The organism is Bradyrhizobium sp. Kon56 (assembly GCF_055807635.1).
In genome coordinates this window covers 1-21,224 of sequence record NZ_JBVVOU010000030.1, presented here as the reverse complement: position 1 = coordinate 21,224, position 21,224 = coordinate 1, and the positions used below count along the sequence as shown (strand labels likewise).

Below are 21,224 nucleotides of genomic sequence, written 5' to 3'. Positions count from 1 at the left end.
ATCAGCGACCCACCATCCTATTCTCAGGCAACAAGGACCAACAGCAATGACCGTTCGCGCGGGCCGGGAATTTCTGGCCATCCCCGGGCCCACCAATATGCCCGACGAGGTGCTGCGGGCGATGCATCGTCCGGCGATCGACATCTACTCCAAACAGATGACCGATCTGACCGAGAGCCTGCTCAGCGACATCTCGAAACTGTTTGCCACCAAGGGCAAGTCCTACATCTACATCGCCAACGGTCACGGCGCCTGGGAAGCAGCATTGAGCAACGTGCTGTCGCGCGGCGACAAGGTGCTGGTGCTCGAAAGCGGACGGTTCGCGATCGGCTGGGGTCATGCCGCAGCGCTGATGGGTGCCGAGGTCGAGGTGCTCAAGGGCGACTGGCGCCGCGCGGTGCGGCCGCACGAGGTCGAGGAGCGCCTGCGCCGCGACAAGGAGCACACCATCAAGGCCGTCGTCGTCGTCCAGGTCGACACCGCCTCAGGCGTGCAGAACGACATCGAGGCGATCGGCAAGGCGATCAAGGCCAGCGGCCATCCGGCGCTGTACATGGTCGACACTGTGGCCTCGCTCGGCTGCATGCCGTTCGAGATGGACAAATGGGGCATCGACGTCGCGATGTCGGGCTCGCAAAAGGGCCTGATGACGCCGCCCGGCCTCGGCTTCGTCGCGGCCAACGCGCGCGCGCGCGAGGTGCAGAAGACCGCCAACATGAGCACGCCCTATTGGAGCTGGAGCGAGCGCGAGGGCAGCGAGCACTATCGCAAATATGCCGGCACCGCGCCGGTGCATCTGCTGTTCGCGCTGCGCCAGGCCATTGACCTGCTGCACGAGGAAGGACTGGAGAACGCCTTCCGACGTCACAGCCTGCTCGGCGAGGCCGCACGCCGCGCGGTCGGCGCGTGGTCGGAAGGCCAGGTGCTCGGCTTCAACGTCGCCGAAGCCAGCGAACGCTCCAACACCGTGACCACGGTGACCATGAGCAACGGCCACGATCCGGCAATCCTGCAACGCTATTGCAAGGAGAAGTGCGGCGTCGTGCTCGGCACCGGCATCGGCGATCTCTCGGGACAAGCCTTCCGCATCGCCCATATGGGCCACGTCAACGCCCCGATGCTGCTCGGCACGTTGGGGGTGATCGAGATCGGGCTGAACGCGCTGAAGATCCCGCATGGCAAAGGCGGGCTTGAGGCAGCGGTCGCGTATCTCGGCGAAGAGGTGGCGGTGTAGACGCCTTTTTTCCTTCTCTTGTGGGAGCAATCTTGTAGCCCGGGTGAGCGAAGCGACACCCGGGATTCTTGCGCGAGTCCCCGCATGTCGCTTCGCTCATGCGGGCTACGGCAGCAGCGGGAACCGATACGCCGCGACCTGCGCCTTCAACGCGTCCAGCGAGGCAAGTGGCGCCGTCGGATCGACCCGATACTCCCCACGCGCCAGCCACGACAGCACCTTCGCATCGATCACCGGCGAATGGTGGATGACGTCGCCGTAATTGTCGAAATCGTGCGTCACGTCCTTGATCGCCCGGAAATCGTACAGACGCACATTGGGAAGCTGCGTCAGGCGCTGCGCAATGACGGCCGTGAGGTCCGTGACGATTTTCAGCGTCGCAGGCGAAGCGTCGCGCATCGCGACGAATTGCAGGATCGAATAGGGCGGGAAGTAGATGTCGAAGGTCACGTCCGGATGGCGCGCGATCAGGCCGACGGCGTCACGCTCGAAATGCCGGACCATCGCGTCGTAACGATAGCCTTCGCCGAGAAAACGGCTGCGCACGGGATCGGTGATATAGGCGAAAGCCGCGAGCGTCCTTTTCGCATTATAGGCGCGCGCGATGTCGATATCGCGCGGCAACGCATAAATGTCGTCGACGTCTTCAAGCGCAAACTTGACGGGCAGAAAAGGCGCCGCCCGGGTCAGCGGCTCCCGCAGCGGCGGAACCGACCGCAGCAATGCGAACAGGGATTCCTTCGCCATCGCCGCACTGAACAGATAGGACGCGATCCCCTTTGCCGTCCCGCGATAGAGATCGGCAGCGAGATAAGGATCGGTCTCGATGTCGGCAGCATCGACAAAGATAAAATCGTCCATCGCCCAGATCACGCGCTTCGCGCCGCGGTCGATGGCCTGCTCCAGCACAAAACCCTGCTGGCGCGAATTGGAGCCGGTCATCGCCAACTTGAGCGAGTGCACGCCGAGGGCATGGTCGATGTCGCTCTGGCGGAAATGGATCGCGAGCGAGGTACCCATGAAGGCGGTATCGAACGACTGGCTGCGGATCAGTCCGGCATTCTGCACGCGCGTGTCATCGGAATAGAACGGCGCGACGAGACGCGAGGGCCGAAACAGTTGCAGGGGATCGATGACATAGGTGAGCGCAGCCGCGCCCAGCACGCACGCGATGCTCGCAAGGAGAAGACGCCCTGGATATGTGAACGCGCCGCGCATCAGAACCGGAAATAGATGAATTCGCTGTGGCTCTGGATACCCAAAATCCCGAACGCAAGCACCAGAGACGCACCATAGAGGACCAGCGGTCGCATCCGTCCGGACATCAGGCCGTCGCCGACCCTGCGATTGGCGTGGTCGTACCCCATGAGTCCTTGCGTGTTCGGCGCCAGCCACACCAGCGCGGCATAGATCGTGACCATCACCGACGCCGCAATCTCCTCGCGGCCGAACACGATGTTGGAGGGATCGGCCATCGCATTCACAATCCGCATTGCCCAATCGACCCGTTCGGCACGGAAGAAGACCCAGGCGACAACGACGGCGAGGAATGTCAGCACGGCTCCGGCGACACGCGTCGTGTGCGCGAGCCACTTCGGAACATTCGGCACCAGCGCGTTGAAAGCGTGATTGATACAGAGATAGGCGCCATGCAGGGCGCCCCAAATGACAAAAGTCCAGGCCGCGCCATGCCAGAGCCCGCCGAGCAGCATCGTGAGCAGCAAGTTGATGTAGCGCAGCACGCGCCCGCGCCTGTTGCCCCCGAGCGGGATGTAGAGATAGTCGCGCAGGAAGTGCGACAGCGTCATGTGCCAGCGGCGCCAGAACTCGACGATGCTGGTGGCCTTGTAGGGCGAGTTGAAATTGACCGGCAGGAAGATGCCGAACATCAGCGATATCCCGATCGCCATGTCGGAATAGCCGGAAAAGTCGAAATAGAGCTGGAACGTGTAGGCGAGTGCACCGAGCCAGGCCTGATCAAAACTCGGCGCGCGCGCATCGAAGGCGAGCGCGACCAGCGGCTGGATGCCATCGGCAAGGCAGGTCTTCTTGAACAGGCCGATTGCGAAGATGATGAGGCCGCACAGGATCAGATGCGCATGCGGATGCTTGGTTTCCTCCCGCTCGAATTGCGGGATCATGTCCTTGTGGTGAAGGATTGGCCCCGCGATCAGATGCGGAAAGTAGGTCACGAACAGCGCATAGTGTGGCAGCGCGTAGGCCGCGACCTGCCCGCGCCAGGCGTCAACCAGGAACGCGATCTGGGTGAACGTGTAGAAGGAGATGCCGACCGGCAGCAGGATGTGGACCGCAAAGTGCGTGCCGGCCAGCGCGTTGACGTTCTCGGTGACGAAGCCGGCATATTTGAAGATGCCAAGTACGAGAAGATCGCCGGCGACGCCGAGGGCCAGTGCCACCTTTCGTTGCGACGAAGTAAGCTTGGCCACGATGAGGAGGTGGCCTATGCCGTAGTTGAAGGCGATCGATAGCAGCAACAGGGCCACGAACTGCCAGTTGCCAATGGCATAGAAGGTGAGCGAGGCCGCCGCCAGCCAGATCACCGGGGCCAGATTGCTGCGCCGCCCGAGCCAGAAATAGCCAGCCAGCGCGACGGGCAGGAACAGCAGGATGAACGGGTAGGAATTGAACAACATCAGGCTGGACCGGCGGCAGGACTAAAGACCCGGCCCCTAAAGCATACAAGCGGCCCGTCAACAACCCGGCGACGACGCCCGCAGCGACGCTGGCAATTCACGGAAGCGGGACGATATAAGGTGAAACACGCATCTGAATGAGGATCGAGTGACACAAGCCAAAACACCTTCCCTGCCCCCCCTCGCGCCGCGCCGGCCGCATTCCTTCACGCGACACGGGATCACCGTGACGGATGAATATGCCTGGTTGAAGGACGAGAAATGGCAGGAGGTGCTGCGCGACCCCGCGGTGCTCGATCCCGACATCCGCAAATATCTCGACGCAGAAAATGGCTACACCGAGAGCCTGCTCGGCCATACCGCGGCGCTCCAGAAAACGCTGGTGCGCGAGATGCGGGGGCGGATCAAGGAGGACGATTCCAGCGTGCCGTCGCCGGATGGTCCTTTCGCCTATTTCCGCAAATTCCGCGAGGGCGGTCAGCACGAGCTGTTCGGCCGTATGCCGCGCGACGGCGGCGAGGGCCACATCGTGCTCGACGGCGATGCGCTCGCCAAGGACCATGAATACTTCAAGTTCGGCGGCAGCCGGCACTCGAACGACCACAGGCTGCAGGCCTGGAGCGCCGACACCAAGGGCTCGGAGTATTTCTCCATCCGCGTGCGCGACTGGGCGACCGGCAAGGACCTCGACGACGTCGTCGAGGAGACCGACGGCGGCGTGGTCTGGAGCAAGGATGCGACGTCGTTCTTCTACGTGAAGCTCGACGACAACCACCGCCCGATGCAGGTGTGGCGGCATAAGCTCGGCACTGGGCAAGCCGACGACACGCTGGTCTACGAGGAGCAGGATTCCGGCTGGTTCACCCATCTGCAAGAGAGCACCAGTGGCCGCTTCTGCGTGATCGCGGGCGGCGACCACGAGACCTCCGAGCAGCGGCTGATCGACCTCGCCCACCCCGACGCACCGCCGCGCCTGGTCGCGGCACGCAAGGAAGGCGTGCAATATTCGCTGGCCGACCGTGGCGACGAACTCTTCATCCTAACCAACGCCGACGATGCCATCGACTTCAAGATCGTCACCGCGCCGCTCGCCTCACCCGAGCGCAAGAACTGGCGCGATCTGATCCCGTATCGCCCGGGCATCTACATCATCGACCTCGATCTCTATGCCGGCCACATGGTGCGGCTGGAGCGCGCCAACGCGCTGCCGTCCATCGTGATCCGCGACCTCGCCTCGAACGAGGAGCACGCGATCGCGTTCGACGAAGCGGCCTATTCGCTGGATACGATGGGCTCCTACGAATTCGAGACGACCAATTTGCGCTTCGCCTATTCGTCGATGACGACGCCGTCGGAAGTCTACGATTACGACATGGTCAAGCGCACGCGCACCCTTCGCAAGCGGCAGGAGATCCCGTCCGGCCACAATGCGAGCGACTACGTCACCACCCGCATCATGGCGAAAGCGCATGACGGCGCCGAGGTGCCGGTCTCGATCCTCCATCGCCGCGGACTCACGCTCGACGGCGCGGCGCCGCTGCTGCTCTACGGCTACGGCTCCTACGGCATGGCGATGCCGGCTTCGTTCAGCGCCAACCGCCTGTCGCTGGTCGACCGTGGCTTCGTCTATGCCATCGCCCATATCCGCGGCGGCGCCGACAAGGGCTGGGGCTGGTACCTCGACGGCAAGCGCGAGAAGAAGACCAATTCGTTCGACGATTTTGCCGCCAGCGCACGCGCGCTGATCGATGCGAAGTACACCAGTGCAAAGCGCATTGTCGGCCACGGCGGTTCGGCCGGCGGCATGCTGATGGGCGCGGTGGCGAACCGCGCCGGCGAATTGTTCGCCGGCGTCGTCGCCGAAGTGCCGTTCGTCGACGTGCTCAACACGATGCTCGACGACACGCTGCCGCTGACGCCGCCGGAATGGCCGGAATGGGGCAACCCGATCGAGAGCGAGAAGGATTTCCGCACCATCCTGTCCTATTCGCCCTACGACAATGTCGCGGCGAAAGACTATCCGGCGATCCTGGCGATGGGCGGGTTGACCGATCCGCGTGTCACCTATTGGGAGCCCGCCAAATGGATCGCGCGCCTGCGCGCGACCATGAGCGGCGGCGGCCCGGTCCTGCTCCGCACCAACATGGGCGCCGGCCACGGCGGCGCATCGGGACGCTTCAACCGGCTCGATGAAGTCGCGATCGTCTATGCGTTCGCGCTGTGGGCGGCGGGGATGGCGGAGGCGTGACTTCGCAACCCGGATGGAGCGCAGCGAAATCCGGGATTAGTGCAGACGACATCACAGCCCCGGATTGCGCTGCGCTCCATCCGGGCTACGGCCTCGAGAGAGGCGAAGCCTCACACGGCCCCATGCGCCTCCACATACAGCGCATACACCGAGTGGCTGCTTGCCATATACAGGCGATTGTTCTTCGGGCCGCCGAAGCAGAGATTGGCGCAGCGTTCGGGCAGCTTGATAAAGGCTAGCGGCTTGGCGTCCGCGTTGAACACCATCACGCCGTCGAGATCCTCGGACTTGGCCTTGAGCTGAAACACCTTGCGGCCGGCGATTTCGGTCGGCTCGGACTGCAGCGCGCCGTTGGAGCCCCAGCCGCACCAGAGATTGCCGTCGCCGTCGACGCGAAAACCGTCGAGCGAGGCTTGGTCGGCGGCGTCGATCAGCTTGGTCTTGCCGCTGAGCGAACCGTCGTCACCGACATCGTAGCTCCAGATGCTGCGGTTGGGCGTGCCCTTCCACTCGACGATGTAGAGCTTCTTCTCGTCCGGCGAGAAGGCGAGGCCGTTCGGATTAACGAGGTCGGAGAGCACAGCGGCAATCTTGCCGTCCTTGGCGATGCGGTAGACATTGGTGGTGGCCTGCTCGGCCTTCTCCTTCTTGCCCTCCCACTCGCCGTTGATGCCGAATAGCGGGTCGGTGAACCAGATACTGTCGTCGGACTTCACCACGATATCGTTCGGCGCGTTCAGCCGCTTGCCCTCGAACTTGTCGGCGAGCACGGTGATCTTGCCGTCCTTCTCGGTGCGGGTGATGCGGCGGGTCACCGAGTGCTCGCAGCTGACGAGGCGACCCTGGCGGTCGCGCGCGTTGCCGTTGGCGTAGTTCGCGTTGGCGCGGAACACGCTGGTCTGCCCGGTCTTCTCGTCGAACTTCATGATCCGGTTGTTGGGAATGTCCGAGAACAGCAGATAGCCGCCTTCGGGAAAATAGGCGGGGCCCTCGGCCCAGCGCATGCCGGTCGCGACCTGCTCGAGCGTCGAGGAATAAAGCCGGTACTTTCCAAAACTGGGATCGAGGATTTGAACGGCGGGATCGGGGTAGCGCTGGTTCGGCGCGAACGGAAACGACTGGGCACCGGCGGCGTGGGCGAGGAGCGCGGAAGTGGCCGCAGCGCCGGCGCCGGCCAAGAGGTTGCGTCGCGTGAAATTCATGGAGTCCTCCCTGGGTGATTTAAGGCCGGCGCTTGCTGCGGCCGGCCTGTTTCTTGATATGCTTGGTGTCAGCGCGCGGCCTTTACCTTCCGTTCGCCTTCCGCCATGCGGCGAAGTCGGTCAGCGTCTGTGGGTCCGTTGCCGGATAGAGACCGAAAATGCCGCGGCCCTTGTTGACTTCCTCGGTGACGAAGTCCTCGAACGCGGTCATCTCGAAGGTCTCGTTGGCGATCTCCTCAGCGAGATGCGCAGGGATCACGATCACGCCGTCCCTGTCGCCGAGAATGACGTCGCCGGGAAACACCGGCGCATCCCCGCAGCCGATCGGCACGTTGATCTCGATGGCGTGATGCAGCGTCAGATTGGTCGGCGCGCTTGGGCGGTGGTGGTAGGCGGGGATACCGAGCTTGGCGATCTCGGCCGAGTCGCGAAAACCGCCATCGGTGACGACCCCGGCGACACCGCGCTTCATCAAGCGCGTGACCAGGATCGCACCGGCGGACGCGGCGCGCGCGTCCTTGCGGCTGTCCATCACCAGCACGCTGCCCGCCGGGCAATCCTCGACTGCCTTGCGCTGCGGATGGGAGCGGTCCTTGAAGACCTCGATGGTGTTGAGATCCTCGCGCGCCGGCATATAGCGCAGCGTGAAGGCTTCACCGACCATGGTCGGCTGGTCGGCACTGAGCGGGTGCACATCCTGGATCATCTGGATGCGCAGGCCCCGCTTGAACAACGCGGTTGCGACGGTGGCGGTGGAGACGGATTTGAGCTTGTTGCGGGTGGCTTCGGCAAGTTTGGTCATGTCACGCTCTCTAGTAAATCGAGGGCTCGCCGATCGGCGCGCCGAAATCGGTCTCGAGGAAGTCGAAGTCGCAGCCGTCATTGGCCTGCTTGATGTGCTTGGTGAACATCCAGCCATAGCCGCGCTCGAAGCGGCGCTCGGGCTGCTTCCAGGCGGCGCGGCGCTTGTCGAGCTCGGCTTCCGACACGTCGAGATTGATGGTGCGGGCGCCGACGTCGAGCGTGATGCGGTCGCCGTTCCGCACCAGCGCGAGCGGTCCGCCGACATAGGATTCGGGAGCGACATGCAAAATGCAGGCGCCGTAGCTGGTGCCGCTCATGCGCGCATCGGAGATCCGCACCATGTCGCGGACGCCCTGCTTCACGAGCTTGGTCGGGATCGGCAGCATGCCCCATTCCGGCATGCCCGGCCCGCCCTGCGGCCCTGCATTGCGCAAAATGAGAATGTGGTCTTCGGTGACGTCGAGATCGGGATCGTCGACCGCCTTCTTCATCGAAGGGTAGTCGTCGAACACCAGCGCCGGCCCGGTGTGCTTGAGGAAGCGCGGCGCGCAGGCCGACGGCTTGATGACGCAGCCGTCGGGTGCGAGATTGCCCTTGAGCACCGCGAGGGCGCCTTCCTTGTAGATGGGATTGTCGATCGAGCGGATCACATCGTCATTGTGGACCTCGGCATGCGCGATATTCTCGCCCAGCGTCAGGCCGGTGACGGTGATGCAGTCGAGATGCAGATGCGGCTTGATCTGCCCCATCAGCGCCGGCAGGCCGCCGGCATAGAAGAAGTCCTCCATCAGATAGGCATCGCCGCTCGGCCGCACATTGGCGATGACGGGCACCTTGCGGCTCGCAATCTCGAAATCGTCGAGGCCGATGTCGAGACCGGCGCGGCGGGCCTGCGCGATCAGATGGATGATCGCATTGGTCGAACAGCCCATGGCCATCGCCACCGCGATCGCGTTCTCAAACGCCTTGCGGGTCTGGATCGTCTTCGGCGTCAGATCTTCCCAGACCATCTCGACGATACGGCGCCCGCATTCCGAGGCCATGCGGATATGGTTGGCATCAGCGGCGGGAATCGAGGACGCGCCCGGCAGCGTCATGCCGATCGCCTCTGCAATCGCGGTCATGGTGGAAGCCGTGCCCATGGTCATGCAGGTGCCGTAGCTGCGCGCAATGCCGGCCTCGATGTCGAGCCAGTCCTTGTCGGAGATTTTTCCGGCGCGCCGCTCGTCCCAGTATTTCCAGCCGTCCGAGCCCGAGCCGAGCGTCTTGCCCTTCCAATTGCCGCGCAGCATCGGACCTGCCGGCAGATAGATCGCCGGGATGTTCATCGAGGTCGCACCCAGCAGCAGCGCCGGCGTGGTCTTGTCGCAGCCGCCCATCAGCACCACGCCGTCGACGGGATGGCTGCGCAACAGCTCCTCGGCGTCCATCGCCAGCAGATTGCGATAGAGCATGGTGGTCGGCTTGAGCAGCGATTCCGACAGCGACAGTGCCGGCAGCTCCAGCGGCAGGCCGCCGGCCATCAGGATGCCGCGCTTGACGTCGTCAACGCGCGACTTGAAGTGCATGTGGCAGGGCTGCGCGTCCGACCAGGTGTTGAGGATCGCGATGATCGGGCGGTCCTTCCACTCCTCCGGCGCGTAGCCCATCTGCATGGTGCGGGAGCGATGGCCGAACGAGCGGAGATCGTCGGGTGCGAACCAGCGCGCGCTGCGGAGCTGGTCGGGCGTTAGTTTCTTCTTGGTCATGATTGGGTGCCCCATTTCTGCACGGTGTTCCGCTCGATGGCGCGGAAGATCAGGTTTTCGACAAAAAGCCCGATGATGATCACCGTCAAGAGGCCGGCGAAGACCGCAGGTATGTCGAGCAGGTTGCGGTTTTCGAAGATGAACCAGCCGAGCCCGCCCTGCCCCGACGACACGCCGAACACCAGCTCGGCCGCGATCAGCGTGCGCCAGGCAAAGGCCCAGCCGATCTTGAGGCCGGTCAGGATCGAGCCGAACGCGGCGGGGATGAGGATTTTCGCCACGTACGGCAATCCCCGAAGGCCGTAATTGCGGCCGACCATGCGCAGCGTGTTGGACACGCTCTTGAAGCCCGAATGGGTGTTGAGCGCGACCGGCCACAGCACCGAATGGATCAGCACAAACACCAGACTGCCGTTGCCGAGACCGAACCAGATCAAAGCGAGCGGCAACAGCGCGATCGCCGGCAGCGGATTGAACATCGCCGTGACCGTCTCAAGGAAATCGGTGCCGATGCGGGTGGAGATCGCGAGCACGGTGAAGATCGCGGCGAGCGCGATGCCGGCTGAATAGCCCATGAACAGCACTTTTAGCGAAGCCCAGGCCCGCATGGGAATCGTGCCGTCCTTGACGCGATCGTAGAGCGTGAGGATCGTGTCGTGCAGCGTCGGAAACAGCAGGGGATTGTCGAGGGCGAGGCCGTAGGCCTCCCAGACCGCCGCGAGGAACAGGATGATGACGGTCTTGCGGACAAAGCCGTCGTTCCACAACAGCTCGGGCACGCTCAGCTTGCGCTCGACCTCGGCTGCGCTGCCGACGACCGGCGCGTCACGCAGCATTATTCTCGCTTCGCCCATGAGAGGCTCCCTCAATGCGCCGTTGCTTCGGAGGCGAACAGGAGATCGTGAATCTCCTTCTCCAGCCGGCCGGCACTGCCATCGTCATTGGAGACCTTGTCGACGTCGACCACCTCGGCCTTGACGCGGCCGGGATGCGGCGACAACAGCAGGATGCGGTTGCCGATGCGGATCGCTTCCGCGATCGAGTGGGTCACGAACAGCACGGTGAATTTGGTCTCGCTCCAGAGCTGGAGCAGCTCGTCCTGGCAGGTTCGCCGCGTCAGCGCGTCGAGCGCGGCGAACGGCTCGTCCATCAGTAGGATGTCGGGCTCCATTGCCATGCCGCGCGCGATCGCGACGCGCTGCTTCATGCCGCCGGAGAGCGTGTGCGGATAAGCGTCGACCACGCGGGTGAGGCCCACTTTCTCGATATAGGCCCGCGCCCGCGCATCGGCATCCTTGCGCGACAATTTTCGCGCGGTCAGCAGCGGAAACATCACGTTGGCCAGCACGCTTTTCCAAGGCAGCAGCTGGTCGAACTCTTGGAAGATCATCATGCGATCGGCGCCGGGACCGTGAATCTCGCGGTCGTTGATGGTCATGCGGCCTTCGCTCGGCGCCATGTAGCCGCCGACGGCCTTGAGCAGGGTCGACTTGCCGCAGCCGGACGGCCCGAGCAGCACGAAGCGGTCGGACCTGTCGACTGTGAAGCTGACCCGTTCGGTCGCCGTGACGACGGCGCTGGAGGTCTTGTAGCGCAGCGTCACGGAGCTGACGTCGAGCAGCGCCATCAGTTGCCCTTCAGATCGTGGGCGACGGGGAGATAATAGTCAGTCCAGGCCTTGGGCTGAGTCTTCAGCGTGCCGGTCTTGAACAGATGGGCGGCGAATTTCATCGTGCCCTGCGGTTCGAGATTCCACTCCATCATGCCGGGCTCCTGGAGGAGATCGAGCAGCTCTTCCACCGAGGTCTTGTCGCCGGTGATCTCCTTGTAGATCTCGACCGCCTGTCTGGTGTCGCTGCGGATCAGATCCTGAGCTTCCTTGGTCGCATCGCGCACGGCCTGGATGATTTTCGGGTTGGTATCAGCGAACTTCGTGGTGGTGAAGAACTGCGCCTGGCTGAGCGGGCCGCCCATCACGTCAGGCGACGACAGCACGACATGCGCGCCCGGCACGTTCTTCAGCTCGAGGAAGGTGAACGGCGGAATCGAGAAATGGGTGTGCACCTCGTGCTTGGCGTTGGACAGCGCCGCATAGGCGTCGGGATGGCCGAGCTGCACCGTGTTGACGTCCAGCTTCGACCATTGGTCGGGACCAAAGGCTTCGGCGGCGGCGATCTGGAGCACGATCGCCTGGGTCGAGACTTTTACGGTCGGCACGGCGATCTTGTCGTTGGGGCCGAAATCCTTGATCGACTTGATGTTGGCGTCGCGGCTGATCAGCGTCATCGGCTGCGCCGAGGTCGCGACGATGCCCTTGACGCCGCCGCGGGTGCGGTCCCACAGCAGCAGCAGATTGCCGGTGCCGGTGTTGAGGATGTCGACCCCGCCCGCGAGCAGCGCATCGGTCTGCGCACCGCCGCCGGAGAAGGTGACCCATTTGGTGGTGACGCCGGCCACCCCGAGCTGAGCGGCGTGCTTCTCGATCAGCTTCTGCTTTTCCATGATGTGGCTCGGCATGTAGAAAATGCCGGGCTGGCGAGACAGCGAGATCTCGGACTTCTGCTGCGCCTTTGCTGGCGAAGCCGTCAGCGCCGCTGCGGCGATCAGGGCGACGGCCGTGAGGCCACACTGAAATTGCTTGATCATTGTTGTTCGTTTCCTCCGGCCGCCATTGACGAGCGATCTTGCTAATGCACTAATGCATTAGTGTATCAAAGGCAAGCTGGCCGGAGGGCTTCGCATGGAACCAGCCGAACCCGCGCCCCGCGTAGCCCCCCGCCCCGGCGCGCGGCTCGACCGGGCCCGGCAGGCCGCACCGCAAGTATTCGAGCGGCTGCGCAATGCCATTCTCGCGCTCGAATTGCCGCCGGGCTCGCCGCTGTCGCGCACGGATCTCGCCGCACAATTCGGCGTCAGCTCGACGCCGATCCGCGACGCCTTGATGCGGCTTGAGGAAGAAGGGCTGGTCGACGTGTTTCCGCAGCACGCCACCGTCGTCAGCCGCGTCGACGTCGGTCGGGCCGAGCAGGCCCATTTCCTGCGCCAGGCGCTGGAGCTCGAAATCGTCCGGCTGCTCGCGCAGCAGCACGGCGAAGCCCTGGTCATACGCCTCGACCACACGATCGCGCTCCAGCAGCAATTCGCCAAGGCCGGAGACTTCGAGAGCTTCATCGCTGGCGACAATGATTTTCACGCGCAGCTTTATGCCGCGGCCGGCAAGCAGGAACTCTGGACGCTGGTGCGCAGCCGTAGCGGACATATCGACCGGCTGCGCCGGATGCATCTGCCCTCACCCGGCAAGGCCCAGAACATCGTCCGCCACCACAAGCTGATCACGCGCGCGATCGAGGCCGGCGACGCCGATGCTGCGCAACAGCATCTGCGCAAGCACCTGTCGGGCACGTTGAGCGAGCTCGACACGATCCGAAGCCACTATCCGGAATATTTGACCGACTAGGCATATGGCGCGCGGTTGTCGCGAGCGCTTGTGCACGTCACCGTGCATAAATTGACGCAACCGAGTTCGCCTTTTGCGAGCAATCTTGGGATCGATGGCGAAGTGCTTGCAGGCCAGATGCAATCCGCGCAACAATTTCAGAGTTGATGGTTTGATTTGCGGTCGCTGGGACACCCCATCCGGCCCGGGAGGATACCAGACGTGGTCAACATCCTGATCGTGGATGACGATCCGGCCGTGCAGATGATGATTCGGCTGCTCCTGGAGAGGGCCGGTCATCAAATCACCGTCGCCGGAGACGGCCGCAAGGGACTTGCGCTGTTCGAGGCCGGCCAGTTCGACCTTCTCTTTCTCGACATCTTCATGCCCGGCATGGACGGCCTGGAGACGATGCGCCACATCCGGGCGCTGCAGCCGGCGATTCCGATCGTCGTCATTTCCGGCCGTTCGTTCACGCCGGACGCCCATGCGGAGCCGGACTTCCTCAAGATGGCGACCAAGCTCGGCGCGGTGGCGAGCTTGCAGAAGCCGTTCCGGGCCGACGCGCTGCTCGCCGCGGTCGCTGGCTGCCTGGACGCGGCGCGGACGGCATCGGTGAGGAATCCGGATGTCAGCACCGGCCGCCGATGACAAGAACCTTCATTCTGTTCCAACCGAGCGCGGGCAAGGCCATTCAGGAAGCGGTGCAGATTTCCCCATGACACTCGCTACGCGGCTCGCCATCGCGATGATCCTGCTGGTGGCGGTCACCGTGGCCGCAGTCGGCTGGCTCGGCTATCGCAATATCACCCAGGCCGTCATTCCGCGGGTCCTGGAACGGATTGAAGCCCAGTCGAGCCTGCTGGCCACCCATCTTGAATCCTACGTTGCCGGCGCGCGCGGCGATCTGCTCGGTTATCGCTCCGCCGCGGCCATCAACGGCCTGATCCGTGCCCACATCGGTGGAGGCCTCGACGATGTCGACGGCGTTTCCGAGCAAACCTGGCGCGAGCGCATCGCAGCCCGGCTCGCAGCCGAGATCGACGCGAAACCGAGCTACGGGCAATTTCGAATCATCGGCCTTGACGACGACCAGCGCGAGCTGGTCCGCGTCGATCGCGCCGGCCCGAACGGAACAGCACGGATCGTCCCCGACGGCGAACTGGAACGCAAGAGCGACCGAACCTACTTCCAGGAGACGATTCGATTGGCGCCGGGCGACATCTATGTTTCGCCCGTCGATCTCGCCACGCGGCAGGGAGGAACCACGGACCCTCACATTCCGACGTTGCGCGTCGCGACTCCGCTGTTCACGCCTGATAGCAAGCCGTTCGGCATCGTCATCGCCAATATCGACATGCGTCCTGCGCTCGACCGCGTCCGCTCGACCACGAGCGCAGGAGGAGAAATCTATGTCGTGAATTCGCGTGGCGACTATCTTGTCCACCCTGATCGTGCGCGGGAATTCGGTGCATTGCTTGGCAACGCCAACGATTGGCGCCGGGACTTTCCTTTCTTTGCAGCCCGGGCCGGCCTGCCGCAAGGATCCACGCAGCTTACGAGCGACCAAGCGGGCCGGCCGAGTGGAGCGGCGCTCGCACCGGCACTGCTGGCCGGCAAGGAGTGGTTGGCAGTCATCGAGACGGCCCCACCATCCGTGTTCAGTAGCGTTCCGGCGGCCATTCAAAAAGCCTCCTCACTGGTCGGCCTGCTTGCTGTCCTTGCCGCAGCTTTGCTTGCGGTACTGCTGGCGCGCTCATTGACGCGGCCGATCGGGCGTCTGACCGCGGCGGTGGAAGCGATCGGCAGCGGACGGCGCGCCGAGATTCCCGTCGATGCGAGCGGAGAGACAGGCGTGCTGGCGCGGGCATTCGCGCAAATGGTCGAAGAAACGAGAGCGAAGACGACCGCGCTTGAACGCGAGATCGAGGAGCATCGCCGCACCGAGGCCGCGCGAAGCCATCATGAAGCGCGCGAGCGCTTGTTCAGCGCCGCCGTCGAATCCTCCGACGAAGCGATCGTGATGCAATCGCTCGACGCCATCATCACCGGCTGGAATGCCGCCGCCGAGCGCCTCTACGGCTATTCGGCGAATGAGGCGATCGGGAAATCCACCTCGATCATCGTCCCACCCGACCGACGCGAGCAAGGCAAGGACTATTTGCGGCGGATCGCCGGAGGTGAACCGATGGAACGGTTCGAGACGGTGCGCCTGCGCAAGGATGGCACGCCGGTCGAACTCTCACTCAGCCTGTCGCCGATCAGGGGCCCATCGGGCGAGATCGTGGGCGCCTCCGGCACCGCGCGCAGCCTGACCGAGGCGCGACGGGCCGAGCGGGCGCTGCAGCAGCAGCTCGAGGAACGGCGACAGATCTTCGAGACCTCCCAGGATCTGATCATGGTGATGGACGCGCGCGGCCACATCGCGCAGATCAGTCCGAGCAGCGAGGCCATTCTCGGCTACCGGCCGGAGGAGATGATCGGCCGCAGCGGCGCCGATTTCATTCATTCCGGCCATCTCGACCAGTCGCGCGACGAGATGCGCGCGCTCAGGCGCGGCGAGCGGCTGAAGCTCGCGGACACCCGCTGCTTCCACAAGGACGGTCGTGAGGTCTGGCTGTCCTGGCTCGGCAGCTGGTCCGACCACGCCCAGCGCTACTTCTTTGTCGGGCGCGACATGACAGAAGCGAGGCTTGCACAGGAGTCCTTGCGGGAGAGCGAACAGCTTGCGCGCAACATCGTCGAGACCTCGCTCGATGCTTTCACCCAGACGGACCACACCGGGGCCATCCTGAGTTGGAACTCGCAGGCCGAGAAGCTCTTCGGATGGACCCGTGAGGAGGCGATCGGCAAGAATGCGATTGAGCTTTTCGTCGCCCCCAGTGAGCGCGAAAGCGTCAGGGCCAGACTGAAGCTCTTTCTCGAATCCGAGCAACAATCGCTGGCTAATCCACGGCGCGAACTTTTGGTGCGGCGACGCGACGGTAAGGAGTTCAGGGCCGAGCTCAGCGTCACGGCGCTCCAGCGACGCGAAGGCGTTCTCTTCAATTCGTTCTACCGCGACCTGACCGACAAGATCGCGGCCGACGAGCGCATCCGCCAGGCCGAGAAAATGGAGGCGGTCGGCCAGCTCACCGGCGGCGTGGCGCACGACTTCAACAACATTCTCACCGTCATCACCGGAACGATCGAGATCCTGGCCGACGCGGTGGCCAACGAGCCGGAGCTCGCGGCGATCACGAAGATGATCGACGAGGCCGCCGGGCGTGGCGCCGAGCTGACGCAGCACCTGCTGGCGTTTGCGCGCAAGCAGCCGCTCCAGCCGCGCGAGATCGACGTCAACGCGCTGATCATCGACACGGCGAAATTATTGCGGCCGACGCTGGGCGAGCAGATCCATATCGAATCGGTGTTCGAGGACGAGAACTGCGTCGCGATCGTCGATCCCAGCCAGCTCACCACCGCGATCCTCAACCTCGCGCTCAATGCCCGCGATGCCATGCCGGGCGGCGGCAAGCTGATCGTGGAGACGGGCGCGGCCTATCTCGACGAGGTCTATGCCAGCGTCAACGACGTCCCGCCGGGACACTACGTGCTGATCGCCGTGAGCGACACCGGCAGCGGAATTCCCGCCAACATGCTGGCCAGGGTGTTCGACCCCTTCTTCACCTCGAAGGGACCGGGCAAGGGCACCGGACTCGGGCTTTCGATGGTCTACGGCTTCATCAAGCAGTCGGCGGGCCATATCAAGATCTACAGCGAGGAAGGCCACGGCACCACGATCAAGATGTACCTGCCGCCCGGCAAGACGCCGACGGCGGTCGGCGAGGGCGTGACGCCGGCGACCATCGAGGGCGGACACGAGACGATCCTTGTGGTCGAGGACGACCGGCTGGTGCGCGACTACGTGCTGGCACAGCTGCATTCGCTCGGCTACGTCACCTTGCAGGCTGCGAACGCCGCGGAGGCGCTCGCAATCGTCGCCGCCGGAAAACCGTTCGACCTCCTGTTCACCGACGTCATCATGCCCGGCAAGATGAACGGAAGGCAGCTCGCCGACGAACTGCAGAGAACGCGTCCCGATCTCCGGGTGCTCTACACGTCCGGCTATACCGAGAACGCGATCATCCATCACGGCCGGCTGGATTCGGGCGTTCTGCTGCTGGCGAAGCCCTATCGCAAATCGGATCTGGCGCGGGCCATCCGCAAGGCGTTGAACAGTTGATGGCGCGTCGGGTGAGAGCCCGCAGCCCGGGTGAGCGAAGCGATACCCGGGAACACCACGAGCCACGTCCCGGAAGTCGCTTCGCTCATCCGGGCTACGAAATGTCGCCCACGGAATTTACGACGCGCGCTGCGCCGCGGTCATCACGATCCGGATCAGATCGGCGGCATTGCGCGCACCGAGCTTCTTCATGATGTTGGCGCGATGGTCCTCGATGGTGCGCGGGCTGATGCCGAGCGTGCGGCCGGCCTCCTTGTTGGAAGCGCCGGCGGCGAACTGCTCAAGCACCTCGCGCTCCCTGCGCGTCAACGGCTCGCGCCCGGGGAAATGCAGCGAGCCGAACTTCGGCGCTGCGTTCTCCGACTGCCTGCGGGCATAGGCGCCGATCGCCTCGTCGAGCCGGCCGACGATCTCGCTGCCGCGGAACGGCTTCTCGATGAAGTCGAGCGCGCCGCTCTTGATGGCCCCGACCGCCATCGCGATATCGCCCTGTCCGGAGATCATGAAGATCGGTGCCGGATAGTCCTCGCCGTGCAGCTCATTGAGAATATCGAGCCCGGACTTGCCGGGAATGTGCACGTCGAGCAGGACCGCTGCAGGTGTGCGGCTTCGCGCGACGGAGAGCAATGCTGCGCCGTCCGCAAAACAGATCACCTCATAGCCCGCCGCCTTCAACACCATCGACAAGGTGTCGCGAACGGCAGCGTCGTCGTCGACCACGAAGATTTCACCGCGAGAGCTTTGTTCGGCCATGTGCCACACATCCGGTTGGCATGAAGGACTCGCGTCCGCCCCAACCGTTATGGCGTTCGGCGCGGATTCGGCCCACCGTATTTGTACGGGACATGAACTTGACGCACAAGTAGCGGCGAGGCGCCTAATTGCAGAGGACGGAGAATATCCATGCTAATTTTGGCCGCTACCGCCTTTCGTGGCAATGCCCGAAGTCGAGAGCCGTGAGCTGATTGCGGCCGACCTTCGCGTGCTGATCTCGCAGATCGAGAGCAGCATGCGCCGGACCGCCACAGCCATGGATCAAGAACACGGGAGCGATCCGGAAAGTTCCGCCGACGTCTTCGTGCTCGACGATGTCACACCCCGGTATGCCAGGGCGATCGCCGCGCTCGACGCCTGCCGGGCGGGCCTTGGCCACGCCCTGGAATGCCTGTCGGAGGCCAGCGGTACGCTGTAGATCGCGATCGCTGCGACGCGGCGACCGCATTCTTTCATCGCATGGCCGGCCGCGGATCAGGCGCGGTGCCGCTCCACGATCGCGTCGGTGGCAACACCGCCCCAGGTGTGGATCGCCGGCAGGCCCATCGCGGTCTTGCCGAGATTGGCGAGGCTGATGCGCAACGCGGCCAGATCCAGCGGCTTGGGCAGGCTCTGGAGCTCGATCCCGACGGAACGGGCGAAGCTGCGGGCGGCGCTGCGGCGCTTGCCGTCCATGCCGCTGACGACGATCACGGCGCCGCCAAATTTCGCCTTGGCCATCTCGCCCAGCACGTCCATTCCGTCGCCATCCTCGAGCACGAGATCGAGTGTCACGCAGTCGAAGCGCGCGGTGCGGAGTTTCTCGATCGCTTCGGCCACGGACGGCGCCACGGTGACTTCGTGGCCGGCCTGCTTGGCCGCGACCGTGATCAGGCTGCGCTGTGTGCCGTCATCATCGACCACCAGAAGCTGAAGCGCGCGCCGCTCGGCGCCGTCGGGCAGGTTTGACGGGAGAGAGGAGAAAGAGCTTCTGGGCATTGCCGTATCCTGAGATTGAGACCGGCAATGGATACACCGTTCGCGCTTAGGCGACGTAAAGCCGCGACGGCAAATTCAGTCGGATGTTTCAGCAAATGCGAACCAACGTCGCGGAAAACGGCGACGCGACGCACGTGAAGATCACGCCGCCTCGTCACGGCCACCGACGGCGCGCTTCTTCCGGTTCTTGCCCCGCAGGAATTGAATGTCCATTTCGACGCCGTTGACGCGCACCAATTCGCAGCGGCGGTAGGCAAGGCCGGTGGACGACAGCAGCAGGAAGAACTCTTTGAGGTTCAGGCCCTGAATCGAGCCTTCCACCGTCAGGATAGCGTCGGTGTCGGAGATCGCGTTGAGCTTGCAGTCGCGGCGCCAAGTGCCGTCGATGGCCATGATGCAGACATCATAGCCGCGACTGAACGTCACGCGTTCCGCGCCTTTGCCATCCTCGGCCATGCCTATCGTCCCGCCATGACCGCTAGGCGCGGCGCTGCGCCGGCAAGAACCGGCTTGGCGGCCGCCGCGCGCGGGTCGTTCGGCTTGTAGAGACCGCGCTTCTCCGGAATCGGCCTGAACGTGTCGGTCAGTCCGACCACCGTTTCGGCCGCGCCCAGCACCAGGAAGCCGTCTCCCTCGATCTGGCGAGCCAGCCGGTTGAAGATGTTGATCTTGGTGTCCTGATCGAAATAGATCAGCACGTTGCGGCAGAAGATGACGTCGAAGGTGCCGAGCTGAGCGAAATCGTGCAGCAGATTGAGCTGCCGGTGCTGGATCATCGCCCGCAGCTCGGGATTGATCTGCCAGGTCTCGCCGATCTGCTTGAAATATTTCATCAGCATCTGGATCGGCAGTCCGCGCTGCACTTCGAACTGGCTGTAGATGCCGGCCTTGGCCTTCTCGAGCACCTCCTGCGACAGGTCGGTCGCGATGATCTCGACGCGCCAGCCGGTTAGGGCCGCACCCATCTCCTTTAGGCTCATCGCGAGCGAATAGGGCTCCTGCCCCGTGGAGCCGGCGGCGCACCAGATGCGGACGCTGCGGCGGCCGGCGCGGGCCTTGATGATCTCCGGCATGATGGTGTCGCGGAAATGATCGAACGGGACCTTGTCGCGAAAGAAGAAGGTCTCGTTGGTGGTCATCGCCTCGACCACGCTGGTGACGAGCGCGCCCGAGCCAGCGCCTTGCAGCTTCTGCACGAGCTCGCCGATGCCGGAGATCCCGGCCTTGCGCGCCAGCGGCAACAGCCGGCTTTCAATCAGATATTGCTTGTCTGCGGACAGATCGAGCCCGGAATGATCCCTCAGGAACTTACGCAGATACTCATACTCGGTCGGGGTCACGGATAGGCCTCTCGGAAGCTGTACTGGGAACACTCTGGCTGGAACACTCCGCCAGACACTCAGACCATGGCTTGTCCGACCGGAATCAAGCCGACTTCTGCGAATTTGTCGGCGATGATGTCTTTATCGAAGGGCTTCATGATGTACTCGTTGGCGCCGCCGCTGAGCGCCTGAGCGATATGAGCCACGTTATTTTCGGTGGTGCAGAATACAACCTTGGGCTGGTCGCCGCCCGGCAGGCGGCGCATGTGGCCCATGAACTCGAAGCCGTCCATCACCGGCATGTTCCAGTCCAGCAGCACCGCGTCGGGCAGCTTGCGCTGACAGACCTCGAGCGCCTTGGAGCCGTCCTCGGCCTCCGTGACTTCGAATTGCAGGCCTTCCAGGATCCGGCGTGCGATCTTGCGCACGACGCTGGAATCATCGACCACCAAGCACGTCTTCATTTGGGTTCTCCGGCTTCGATGTTTTTGGGGCTCACGCAGCCATTTGCACTTCGGTTTTGAGCTCGAGGACGCGATCGACGTCGAGGACGACCATGAGCTGGCCGTCGAGACGGTGGACACCGCCGGCGAGCTTGG

The 21,224-nt window shown here is 63.9% G+C and carries 19 protein-coding genes and 1 pseudogene; 6 read left to right on the top strand and 14 right to left on the bottom strand.

Annotated elements, in window-relative coordinates:
* Positions 1-46 precede the first annotated feature (46 nt).
* A complete protein-coding gene (locus AC0L3B_RS31860; RefSeq protein WP_018456620.1) occupies positions 47-1,234 on the top strand; it encodes a pyridoxal-phosphate-dependent aminotransferase family protein in 1,188 nt (395 codons plus the stop codon).
* Positions 1,235-1,339: 105 nt separating this feature from the next.
* Here the strand turns inward: AC0L3B_RS31860 and AC0L3B_RS31855 are convergent, their stop codons facing one another.
* Together AC0L3B_RS31855 and AC0L3B_RS31850 are read right to left on the bottom strand one after the other, a co-directional pair.
* A complete protein-coding gene (locus AC0L3B_RS31855) occupies positions 1,340-2,452 on the bottom strand; it encodes a hypothetical protein (protein ID WP_473381661.1) in 1,113 nt (370 codons plus the stop codon).
* Positions 2,452-3,888, bottom strand: coding sequence for an MBOAT family O-acyltransferase (locus AC0L3B_RS31850; RefSeq protein WP_231189627.1), 1,437 nt, complete (start codon positions 3,886-3,888; stop codon positions 2,452-2,454). The genes AC0L3B_RS31855 and AC0L3B_RS31850 overlap by 1 nt, the downstream gene beginning before the upstream one ends.
* Before the next feature lie 148 nt (positions 3,889-4,036).
* Here AC0L3B_RS31850 and AC0L3B_RS31845 point away from each other — a divergent pair, with 148 nt between their 5' ends.
* A complete protein-coding gene (locus AC0L3B_RS31845) occupies positions 4,037-6,136 on the top strand; it encodes a S9 family peptidase (protein ID WP_085348864.1) in 2,100 nt (699 codons plus the stop codon).
* 110 nt (positions 6,137-6,246) lie between these two features.
* Here AC0L3B_RS31845 and AC0L3B_RS31840 read toward each other — a convergent pair whose 3' ends face one another.
* The 6 genes from AC0L3B_RS31840 to AC0L3B_RS31815 all read right to left on the bottom strand — a co-directional run bounded on the left by AC0L3B_RS31840 (position 6,247) and on the right by AC0L3B_RS31815 (position 12,536).
* Entirely contained in the window at positions 6,247-7,338 is a 1,092-nt protein-coding gene (locus AC0L3B_RS31840; RefSeq protein ID WP_473381660.1) for an SMP-30/gluconolactonase/LRE family protein, read from the bottom strand.
* Positions 7,339-7,420: 82 nt separating this feature from the next.
* A complete protein-coding gene (locus AC0L3B_RS31835; RefSeq protein ID WP_368506865.1) occupies positions 7,421-8,140 on the bottom strand; it encodes a ribonuclease activity regulator RraA in 720 nt (239 codons plus the stop codon).
* Between the two features lie 10 nt (positions 8,141-8,150).
* The gene (araD, locus tag AC0L3B_RS31830; RefSeq protein ID WP_368506864.1) at positions 8,151-9,890 is read right to left on the bottom strand and encodes an L-arabinonate dehydratase; all 1,740 of its coding nucleotides are present in this window, start codon (positions 9,888-9,890) and stop codon (positions 8,151-8,153) included.
* Positions 9,887-10,744: an ABC transporter permease gene (locus AC0L3B_RS31825; protein ID WP_085348860.1), complete on the bottom strand. Its 858-nt coding sequence runs from the start codon at positions 10,742-10,744 to the stop codon at positions 9,887-9,889. Before AC0L3B_RS31825 ends, araD begins: the two co-directional genes overlap by 4 nt.
* 11 nt (positions 10,745-10,755) lie before the next feature.
* Entirely contained in the window at positions 10,756-11,517 is a 762-nt protein-coding gene (locus tag AC0L3B_RS31820; protein WP_027568369.1) for an ABC transporter ATP-binding protein, read from the bottom strand.
* Complete coding sequence (locus tag AC0L3B_RS31815; protein WP_085348859.1) at positions 11,517-12,536, bottom strand: ABC transporter substrate-binding protein; 1,020 nt, start codon at positions 12,534-12,536, stop codon at positions 11,517-11,519. Before AC0L3B_RS31815 ends, AC0L3B_RS31820 begins: the two co-directional genes overlap by 1 nt.
* 94 nt (positions 12,537-12,630) lie before the next feature.
* On the opposite strand from AC0L3B_RS31815, the gene AC0L3B_RS31810 reads away from it, so the two are divergent.
* The 3 genes from AC0L3B_RS31810 (at position 12,631) to AC0L3B_RS31800 (ending at position 17,551) form a co-directional block, all read left to right on the top strand.
* Positions 12,631-13,347, top strand: a complete 717-nt coding sequence (locus AC0L3B_RS31810; RefSeq protein ID WP_018456630.1) for a GntR family transcriptional regulator — start codon at positions 12,631-12,633, stop codon at positions 13,345-13,347.
* A gap of 201 nt (positions 13,348-13,548) precedes the next feature.
* Positions 13,549-13,977: a response regulator gene (locus AC0L3B_RS31805; protein ID WP_473381659.1), complete on the top strand. Its 429-nt coding sequence runs from the start codon at positions 13,549-13,551 to the stop codon at positions 13,975-13,977.
* Positions 13,955-17,551, top strand: coding sequence for a PAS domain S-box protein (locus AC0L3B_RS31800; protein ID WP_473381658.1), 3,597 nt, complete (start codon positions 13,955-13,957; stop codon positions 17,549-17,551). Before AC0L3B_RS31805 ends, AC0L3B_RS31800 begins: the two co-directional genes overlap by 23 nt.
* A 117-nt stretch (positions 17,552-17,668) precedes the next feature.
* Here AC0L3B_RS31800 and AC0L3B_RS31795 read toward each other — a convergent pair whose 3' ends face one another.
* Positions 17,669-18,304: a response regulator transcription factor gene (locus AC0L3B_RS31795; protein ID WP_007604420.1), complete on the bottom strand. Its 636-nt coding sequence runs from the start codon at positions 18,302-18,304 to the stop codon at positions 17,669-17,671.
* Between the two features lie 184 nt (positions 18,305-18,488).
* Between AC0L3B_RS31795 and AC0L3B_RS31790 the strand changes: the two genes are divergently transcribed.
* Positions 18,489-18,743 (top strand): hypothetical protein, encoded by a 255-nt coding sequence (locus tag AC0L3B_RS31790; protein ID WP_085348856.1) that lies wholly within the window; start codon positions 18,489-18,491, stop codon positions 18,741-18,743.
* A gap of 56 nt (positions 18,744-18,799) precedes the next feature.
* On the opposite strand, the gene AC0L3B_RS31785 is transcribed toward AC0L3B_RS31790, so the two are convergent.
* From AC0L3B_RS31785 to AC0L3B_RS31765, 5 genes and pseudogenes are all read right to left on the bottom strand, one after another.
* Positions 18,800-19,303 carry a response regulator gene (locus AC0L3B_RS31785; protein WP_085348855.1) on the bottom strand — a complete coding sequence of 168 codons (504 nt, stop codon included), beginning with the start codon at positions 19,301-19,303 and terminating at the stop codon, positions 18,800-18,802.
* 141 nt (positions 19,304-19,444) lie between these two features.
* Positions 19,445-19,759 (bottom strand): hypothetical protein, encoded by a 315-nt coding sequence (locus tag AC0L3B_RS31780; RefSeq protein ID WP_018456636.1) that lies wholly within the window; start codon positions 19,757-19,759, stop codon positions 19,445-19,447.
* Between the two features lie 2 nt (positions 19,760-19,761).
* Positions 19,762-20,643 carry a CheR family methyltransferase gene (locus AC0L3B_RS31775; protein ID WP_085358468.1) on the bottom strand — a complete coding sequence of 294 codons (882 nt, stop codon included), beginning with the start codon at positions 20,641-20,643 and terminating at the stop codon, positions 19,762-19,764.
* Positions 20,644-20,702: 59 nt separating this feature from the next.
* On the bottom strand, positions 20,703-21,089 hold the full coding sequence (locus AC0L3B_RS31770; protein WP_018456638.1) for a response regulator: 387 nt from the start codon (positions 21,087-21,089) through the stop codon (positions 20,703-20,705).
* Positions 21,090-21,120: 31 nt separating this feature from the next.
* Positions 21,121-21,224 (bottom strand): annotated as a pseudogene (locus AC0L3B_RS31765) (chemotaxis protein CheW); the annotation flags it as partial.